The organism is Bradyrhizobium sp. (assembly GCF_049581145.1).
Classification (GTDB): domain Bacteria; phylum Pseudomonadota; class Alphaproteobacteria; order Rhizobiales; family Xanthobacteraceae; genus Bradyrhizobium.
Window position 1 is genome coordinate 1 of record NZ_JBAURI010001091.1, and the last position, 7,757, is coordinate 7,757.

The 7,757-nt window shown below is 63.3% G+C and carries 8 protein-coding genes; all 8 read right to left on the bottom strand.

Translation table 11 applies throughout. The features are described from left to right. Positions 1 to 428 (bottom strand): twin-arginine translocation signal domain-containing protein (locus WCB02_RS35150; RefSeq protein ID WP_423965943.1); only part of this gene is annotated, 428 nt, incomplete at its 3' end. A 52-nt stretch (positions 429 to 480) separates the two neighbouring features. Continuing rightward, positions 481 to 759 carry a DUF2160 domain-containing protein gene (locus WCB02_RS35155; RefSeq protein ID WP_423965945.1) on the bottom strand — a complete coding sequence of 93 codons (279 nt, stop codon included), beginning with the start codon at positions 757 to 759 and terminating at the stop codon, positions 481 to 483. Positions 760 to 768: 9 nt separating this feature from the next. Continuing rightward, positions 769 to 1,575, bottom strand: a complete 807-nt coding sequence (locus tag WCB02_RS35160) for a carbohydrate ABC transporter permease (protein WP_423965947.1) — start codon at positions 1,573 to 1,575, stop codon at positions 769 to 771. 1 nt (position 1,576) lies between these two features. Further along, positions 1,577 to 2,464, bottom strand: a complete 888-nt coding sequence (locus WCB02_RS35165) for a carbohydrate ABC transporter permease (protein WP_423965949.1) — start codon at positions 2,462 to 2,464, stop codon at positions 1,577 to 1,579. Next, the gene (locus WCB02_RS35170; protein WP_423965952.1) at positions 2,464 to 3,549 is read right to left on the bottom strand and encodes an ABC transporter ATP-binding protein; all 1,086 of its coding nucleotides are present in this window, start codon (positions 3,547 to 3,549) and stop codon (positions 2,464 to 2,466) included. Before WCB02_RS35170 ends, WCB02_RS35165 begins: the two co-directional genes overlap by 1 nt. A gap of 12 nt (positions 3,550 to 3,561) precedes the next feature. Next, positions 3,562 to 4,644, bottom strand: a complete 1,083-nt coding sequence (locus WCB02_RS35175) for an ABC transporter ATP-binding protein (RefSeq protein WP_423965954.1) — start codon at positions 4,642 to 4,644, stop codon at positions 3,562 to 3,564. After that, positions 4,641 to 6,215 (bottom strand): glycerol-3-phosphate dehydrogenase, encoded by a 1,575-nt coding sequence (gene glpD / locus WCB02_RS35180; protein WP_423965956.1) that lies wholly within the window; start codon positions 6,213 to 6,215, stop codon positions 4,641 to 4,643. The genes WCB02_RS35175 and glpD overlap by 4 nt, the downstream gene beginning before the upstream one ends. A 271-nt stretch (positions 6,216 to 6,486) precedes the next feature. Then, a complete protein-coding gene (locus tag WCB02_RS35185) occupies positions 6,487 to 7,317 on the bottom strand; it encodes a DeoR/GlpR family DNA-binding transcription regulator (RefSeq protein WP_423965958.1) in 831 nt (276 codons plus the stop codon). Positions 7,318 to 7,757: the final 440 nt, after the last annotated feature.

A 7,757-nucleotide genomic window follows, 5' to 3' on the forward strand; every position in this document is an offset into this window, starting at 1 on the left:
GTGCCGATGAAGTCCGAATCGTTCATCCAGAAGTCGTAGATAGGCTTGCCGGATTGAATCTCCGTCGAGATCTTGTCGACGATCAGGCCTTCATCCATCATCTCGTGGTTGACTTGAATGCCGGTGATCTCGGCGAAAGCCTTGGTCAGCGTCTTCGACTCGTACTCGTGAATGCCGAGAATTTCTGAAGCGGTGCTGACCTGCATGCCCTTGAAGGGTTGCGCCGCCTTGATGAACCATTCCATCTCGGCCATCTGCTGATCCTTGCTCAGCGTCGACGGTTGAAACTCGTTATCGATCCACGTCTTGGCGGCATCGACCTGTTGCGCATAGCTCACGGTTGGCGTGAGCAACGCTGGCGCTCCGACCGCGGCCGCTGCCGCGATTGTGCCGACCCCCTTGAGAACGTCACGACGCTTGATATCCATATTTCCTTCCCTCCTTTTTTAACCCCGCACACAACGCGCGGGGCAGTTGTAGTCACGCAAAACGAAACATCGCGACGGCGAACGGAATACAGATCGCGAGCGCGTACCAAAGCTCGCCGCCGCCGAGGCGGATCCACAGGATGAAAATGAATGCGGAGCCGAGCAGCGAGACGAAGAAGCGGTCGCCGCGCGTGGTCGGAAACCCGAGAATGCCCTTGCGCGGCGTCTCCGGCCGGTAAATCGCAAGCAGGGTCAGAATGACGAGCGCCAGCGCGATGAGGGCAAAGAAGATCGCGGTCTGCGGCGTCCAGGCCATCCACGCGAACGACATGTCTGCCTCCTAAACGCGGCCCAGGGCGAAGCCCTTGGCGATGTGGTTACGGACGAACCAGATGACGAGGGCGCCGGGAATCATGGTCAGCACGCCTGCGGCGGCGAGCAGCGACCAGTCCATCCCGGAGGCCGAATAGGTGCGTGACATCACCGCGGCGAACGGCAGCGCATTCGTCGCGGTCAGCGTGGTGGCGAGCAGCTGCTCGACCCACGAGAACATGAAGCAGAAGAAGGCCGTGACGCCGACGCCATTGGCGATCAGCGGCAGGAAGATGCGCACGAAGAAACGAGGGAACGAATAACCGTCGATCGCTGCGGTCTCGTCGATTTCGCGCGGCACGCCGCTGATGAACCCTTCGAGAATCCAGACCGCGAGCGGCACGTTGAACAGGCAATGCGCGAGTGCCACGGCCCACACCGTGTCGAACAGGCCGACGGCGTAGTAGAGATTGAAGAACGGCATCGCAAACACGGCCGTGGGCGCCATCAGGTTGGTGAGCAGCCAGAAGAACAGGTGCTTGTCGCCGATGAAGCGATAGCGGCTGAAAGCATAGGCCGCCGGCAGCGCCACCGTCACGGAGATCACGGTGTTGATGGCAACGTAGGTCAGCGACACCAGGAACCCGTGCACCCAGGTCGGATCGTGAAGAATGAAGAAGTACTTGGCCAGCGAGGGATGCCGCGGCCAGACCACAAGGCCCGACATGATGTCCTCATTGGTCCGCAAGCTCATGTTGATCAGCCAGTAGATCGGCAGCAGCAGGCAGAGAAGATAGACCGCAAGGCCGATTTTCGGGAGAACGCCGCGATTCATCCTAGGCCTCCTTCCACAGATCAAGCTGGGTCATCGCCGTGAAGAAGATCCAGCACAGGGTGATCGTGATGAGGTAGTAGACCAGCGACATCGCGGCCGCACTGCCGAGGTCGACCTGTCCGAGCGCGATCTTGACCAGGTCGATCGAGAGGAAGGTCGTCGCGTTGCCGGGTCCACCGCCGGTCACGACGAAGGGCTCGGTATAGATCATGAAGCTCTGCATGAAGCGCAGCAGAATCGCGAGAACGAGCACGCGTTGCAGCTTCGGCAATTCGATGTTGAGAAAGACCGACCAGCGGCTGGCAGCATCAATGCTTGCCGCCTGATAAAACGCGTCGGGAATCGCACGCAACCCGGCGTAGCTCAGCAGGATGACGAGTGGCGTCCAGTGCCAAACGTCGATCACCAGGATCGTGAACCAGGCCGACACCGGATTCTGGGTATCGTTGTAATCCAGACCCAGGCCGTTCAGTGCGGCGCCGAACAGGCCAATGTCGGCGCGCGCGAAAATCTGCCACATGGTTCCGACGACGTTCCACGGAATCAGCATGGGAAGCGCAATCAGCACCAGACTCGGCCCGACCGCCCAACCGCGCCGCGGCAGGCAGAGCGCCAGCGCGATACCGAGCGGCACCTCGATCAGGAGAACGACAAATGAGAAGATCAGATTTCGTTCGAGAGCGCCCGAAAAGCGGCTGCCGATTTCAGTGTGCGGATCCAGCAGGTCGCGGAACCACGCATCACCGTTCCAGAAGAAATGATTCTCCGCCATCGCGTCCTGAAGCGAATAATTGACGACGGTCATCATCGGCAGCAGGGCCGAGAACAGCACGACGATCATTACCGGCGCGACCAGCAGCCAGGCGCGGTTGTTGATGGTCTTTCTCATCAGGCCGCTCCCTCGACCAGGCGGCTGTCGGCATAAACATGCACGTGCGCCGGATCGAACTTCAGTGCCGCCGGGCTGCCTGGGTTCGAGAACGCCGCCGGCACGCGCGCCGCGAATTTGGCGTCGCCGACGCGCAGGCGCGCAAAGCGGACGCGGCCTAGATCGTCGATCCGCTCGATATTGGCGGACAGCAGCCCGGGCGCGGACGGCACGATCTCGACGAATTCGGGGCGCACGCCGATCTCGATCCTGGCGCCAGCCGGCAGCCGGTCATAGGTGCGCTCGAGCGCGATGGTGTAGCCGTCGATCCGCGCCTCGCGCCCCTTGACCTCGGCGGGCACGATGTTCATGCCGGGCGAACCGATGAAGTAGCCGACGAAGGTGTGCGCGGGCTTCTCGAACAGCTCCGCCGGCGTGCCGCTCTGCACCACACGACCGTCATGCATGACGACGACGGTATCGGCGAAGGTCAGGGCTTCGGTCTGGTCGTGGGTGACATAGATCATGGTCAGATCGAGATCGCGATGCAGCGCCTTGAGCTTTGAGCGCAATTGCCATTTCAGTTCGGGATCGATCACCGTCAGCGGTTCGTCGAACAGGACGGCCGCGACATCGGAGCGCACCAGGCCTCGTCCGAGCGAGATCTTCTGCTTGGCATCCGCGGTCAACCGCGTCGCCTTGCGCTGCAAGTCCGGCGTCAGATCCAGCAGGCGGGCAATTTCGGCTACCCGCGCGTCGATTTCAGGCTTGGGCACGCCGCGATTTTTCAGCGGAAAAGCGAGATTCTGGCCGACCGTCATGGTGTCGTAGATCACCGGAAACTGGAACACCTGCGCGATGTTGCGCTTCTGGGTCGACAACGGCGTGATGTCGACGCCGTCGAACAGGATCTTGCCGCGGGACGGCGTGACGATGCCGGAAATGAGATTGAGCAGCGTGGTCTTGCCGCAGCCGCTCGGCCCGAGCAGCGCATAGGCGCCGCCCTGCCGCCAGGTCATGGTCACCGGCTTCAGCGCAAAGCTTTCCGGATCGGCAGAATTGCCGGCGTAGGAATGTGCGAGTTCGACGAGGTCAATGCGTGCCATGCGACATCTCCCTCACGCCTGACCTGGCGAGGCGACCAGCCGGCCGGTCGCGCTCTCGAATACGAAGACGTTATCGGGATCGAGCACGGCATCGAGCGTCACGCCGGGCTCGTACTCGTGCACGCCATGCAGAACGGCGACCCAATTTTCGGACTCGCGCGCCAAGTGCACGAAACTTTCCGAGCCGGTGATCTCGGTGACCGTCACGGTCGCAGGAAAGGCGTGGCGACCGGGTTGCCCGTTGACGAGCTCCAACTGATGGGCGCGAAAGCCGACGCGATACTCGCCATCCCCAAGCCCCGCATAGAGGCCGGTTGCCGGCGCCACGACGCCGCCGGCATATTGAATCATCGCGCCGCGCTTCTCGGCGCAGACCAGGTTGAACGGCGGATCAGAAAACACCTGCGCAACCCGGATGGTGTCGGGATGGCGATAGACCTTTGCGGTCTCGCCGGCCTGCAGAACCTCGCCCTCCCACATGCAGACGCTGCGGCCGCCCAGCAGCAGGGCTTCGGAGGGTTCGGTGGTGGCATAGACGAAGATCGCACCCGACGCCTCGAAGATGCGCGGCAGTTCCGCGCGCAACTCTTCGCGCAGCTTGTAATCGAGATTGGCGAGCGGCTCGTCGAGCAGCACGAGGTCGGCGCCCTTGACCAGCGCGCGGGCGATGGCGGTGCGCTGCTGCTGGCCGCCGGAGAGCTGCACCGGGGTGCGGGTCAGATACGGCTCCAGCCGCAACAGCTTTGCTGCCTCGTTGACGCGCCGCTCGATCTCGGCCCTGGGCTTGCCCTGCACGCGCAGGGGCGAAGCGATGTTTTCATAGACCGTCAGCGAGGGATAATTGATGAACTGCTGATAGACCATCGCGACCGAGCGCTTGCGGACGTCGATGCCGGTCACGTCCTTGCCATCGACCAGCACGCGGCCGCTGGTCGGCTTGTCGAGGCCGGCGAGCAATCGCATGATCGAGGTTTTGCCCGACAGCGTCGGACCGAGCAGCACAGACAGCGTGCCGGGCTCTAGCCTGAGCGACACGTCGCGAATGGTCGGAACGCCATCGACCGTGCGCGTGACGTTTTCCAGCGCGATACTCATGACCGCGCCCCCGCTTCCAGCACGGGATTTTGCAGCGGCGCCCGGTTGGCGGCGATCCAGGTGTCGAGCGCGGCGATGTCGTCCGTCTGCATCCGCAAGCCAAGCTTGGAGCGGCGCCAGACGATGTCGTCGGCGGTCAGCGCCCATTCCGACGCCATCAAATATTTCACCTCGGCGGCCGTCAGCGTCGCGCCAAAGGACACACCGAGATCGGCGAGCGATTTGGCGCTGCCAAGCAGCCGCGCGGCACGGGTGCCGTAGGCATGCGCCAACCTGTTGGCATGCTCCTGGGTCAGGAATGGATAGTTGCGCTGCAATTCCGCGGTCAGCGCCGGCAGCGCCGAGACGTCGAGATCGCCGCCGGGCAGCGGCGACTTACCGGTCCAGCCTTCGCGCGCCTTGGCGCTGCGCAAATAGGGCGACAGCCGTTCCAGTGCCTCTTCGGCGAGACGCCGATAGGTCGTGATCTTGCCGCCGTAGATCGACAGCAGCGGCGCGCCGCCGGGACTGTCGAGCTCGAACACGTAGTCGCGGGTCGCGGCCTTGGCTTCGCTGGCGCCATCGTCATAGAGCGGGCGCACGCCGGCGTAGGTCCAGACCACCTCCTCGGGCGTCACCGGCTTTGAGAGATATTCGCTGACGGAATCGCAGAGATACTTGATCTCCTCTGGCGTCGCTTTCACCTGCGACGGATCGCCGTGATAGTCGCGATCGGTGGTGCCGATCAGGGTGAAGTCGTCCTGATAGGGAATGGCGAACACGATGCGGCCGTCCGAATTCTGGAACATGTAGGCGCGGTCATGCTCGTAGAGCTTGCGTACCACGATGTGCGAGCCCTGCACCAGCCGCACCTTGGCGCGCGCGTTGACGCCGGCGCCCGACGCCAGCACATTCTCGACCCAGGGGCCGCCGGCATTGACGAGGACGCGGGCGCGAATCATCGCGCGCGCGCCGCTGATCGCGTCCTCGACCGTCAATTGCCAGATACCGTCGGCCTGGTGCAGACCGATCGCGCGGGTGCGGGTGCGGATCTCGGCGCCACGATCGGCCGCGTCGCGCGCGTTCAGCACCACCAGGCGCGCATCGTCGACGAAGCAGTCCGAGTATTCAAAGCCCTTGCTGTAGCGCTTGGCAATCAGCGGCCTGCCGACCGCGTCGTTCGCCAGATCGACCGAGCGGGTCGGCGGCAAAAGATGCCGGCCGCCGATATGATCGTACAGGAACAGCCCGAGCCGCAACAGCCAGGCCGGACGCAGGCCGGCGTGATGCGGCAGCACGAATCGCAGGGGACAGATGATGTGGGGCGCGATCTGCCAGAGGATTTCGCGCTCAATCAACGCTTCGCGCACCAGGCGGAACTCATAATATTCCAGATAGCGCAGCCCGCCATGCACGAGCTTGGTCGACCAGGACGACGTCCCGCTCGCCAGATCGTTCATTTCACAAAGGAAAACCGTATTGCCGCGTCCCGCCGCATCGCGCGCGATGCCGCAGCCATTGACGCCGCCCCCAATGATCGCGAGGTCGAAAATCCGATCCAAACGACGCTTCCCCCGACGGATCGCCTTCATTTCGGCGATTTCGCTTTCGGTTTGGAATAAAACACAACGCGAAACGAAAGCAAGTGGAAATGGCGACGGATGTCGCGGCTGGGGCTCCGACTTTGACGATCGAGAGGGACGCAGACGCGCCAAGGACCTGTCGCGCAATTGCCCCCTGCCGTCATGCCCCGCTCACAAGCGGGGCATCCAGTAACCCGTGGCGCCCGACGTTCCCACGACTCCCGCCGGGGGCTGCTGGATCGCCCGAACAAGTCGGGCGATGACGTCTGGAGCGCGAAGGCTACACGCGGCGTAGCGCAATCGGCGCCGTTTCGGTGTCCGCCTCGTCGATCTCGCCCGCCACCTTCGACGTCGCCACTATCACCTCGATACCGCGGCTATGGCAGATGTTTGCCAACCCCGCCGGCAGCGCCGCATCCGTCACAAAAGTCTGGATCTGGCTGATCTGAGCGATACGGACCGGGGCGCTGCGGCGAAGTTTTGTGGCGTCAGCGACCAGCATCACGCTACGCGCGTTGGCGATGATCGCCTGCGCCGCCTGCACCTCGCGGTAGTCGAAGTCGAGCAGCGCGCCCTCCTCATCGATCGCCGACGCGCCGATGATGGCATAGTCGACCTTGAACTGGCTGATCAGCTGTGTCGCGGTCGAGCCGACCACGGCGCCGTCGGCGCGGCGCACCGCGCCGCCCGCCACGATCACCTCGATGCGGGGATGGCGATACAGCAACATCGCGACGTTGAGGTTATTGGTGATGACAAGCAGGTCCTCGTGCGAGGTCAGCGCGCTCGCGACCTCCTCGGTGGTGGTGCCGATGTTGATGAACAGCGAGCAGCCGTTCGGAATCCGCGCCGCGGCTGCCGCGCCGATCGCCTTCTTCTCCTCGGCGGCGACGAAGCGACGCGCCTCATAGGCGAGGTTTTCCACGCCGGAGGCGATGATGGCTCCGCCGTGAATGCGCGTCAACGAACGCTGCTCGCAGAGATCGTTAAGATCCTTGCGGATGGTCTGCGCCGACACCTCGAAGCGCCGCGACAGGTCCTCTACAGTCACCCGTCCGGAGGCACGGGCGATGTTGAGAATCTCTGTCTGGCGATGCGATAGTCCGGTCATAGACTGTGCCTTGAACTTTACCTTGGGCTGCGCCATGCGGGCCAAACGCCCGCATGTTGCGGCGGTTTGCCGGCGCGGTCAACGCGGCAGATGGCGCGACAGGCGGCCCGCTCGCTGAATGGCTCATCCTGTTCGAAGCAGCATAACCAAGGATACGTCCCGATGCGCGCGCGAGATAAGGCGGTTTGCGACTTGGCTCGCGCGAAATCAAGACGATCGATGGCGCCGCTGCGGCAAAGCTAACTCAGGTGTCAGAAACTGTCGCATTAGTCATTTGAAATCGCGGGATGATGCGGGTCTCCTGGGTCGTCTTCTTGATGCGGCGGCATCCGTCGCGGCAATCGGATCCTGGAGGATTTGCGATGAACAATAAGCTCTTGAGTTGCCTCATTGCTGGCGCGCTCAGCGCGACGCTTGCGCTTGCACCCCCGGCTCTCGCT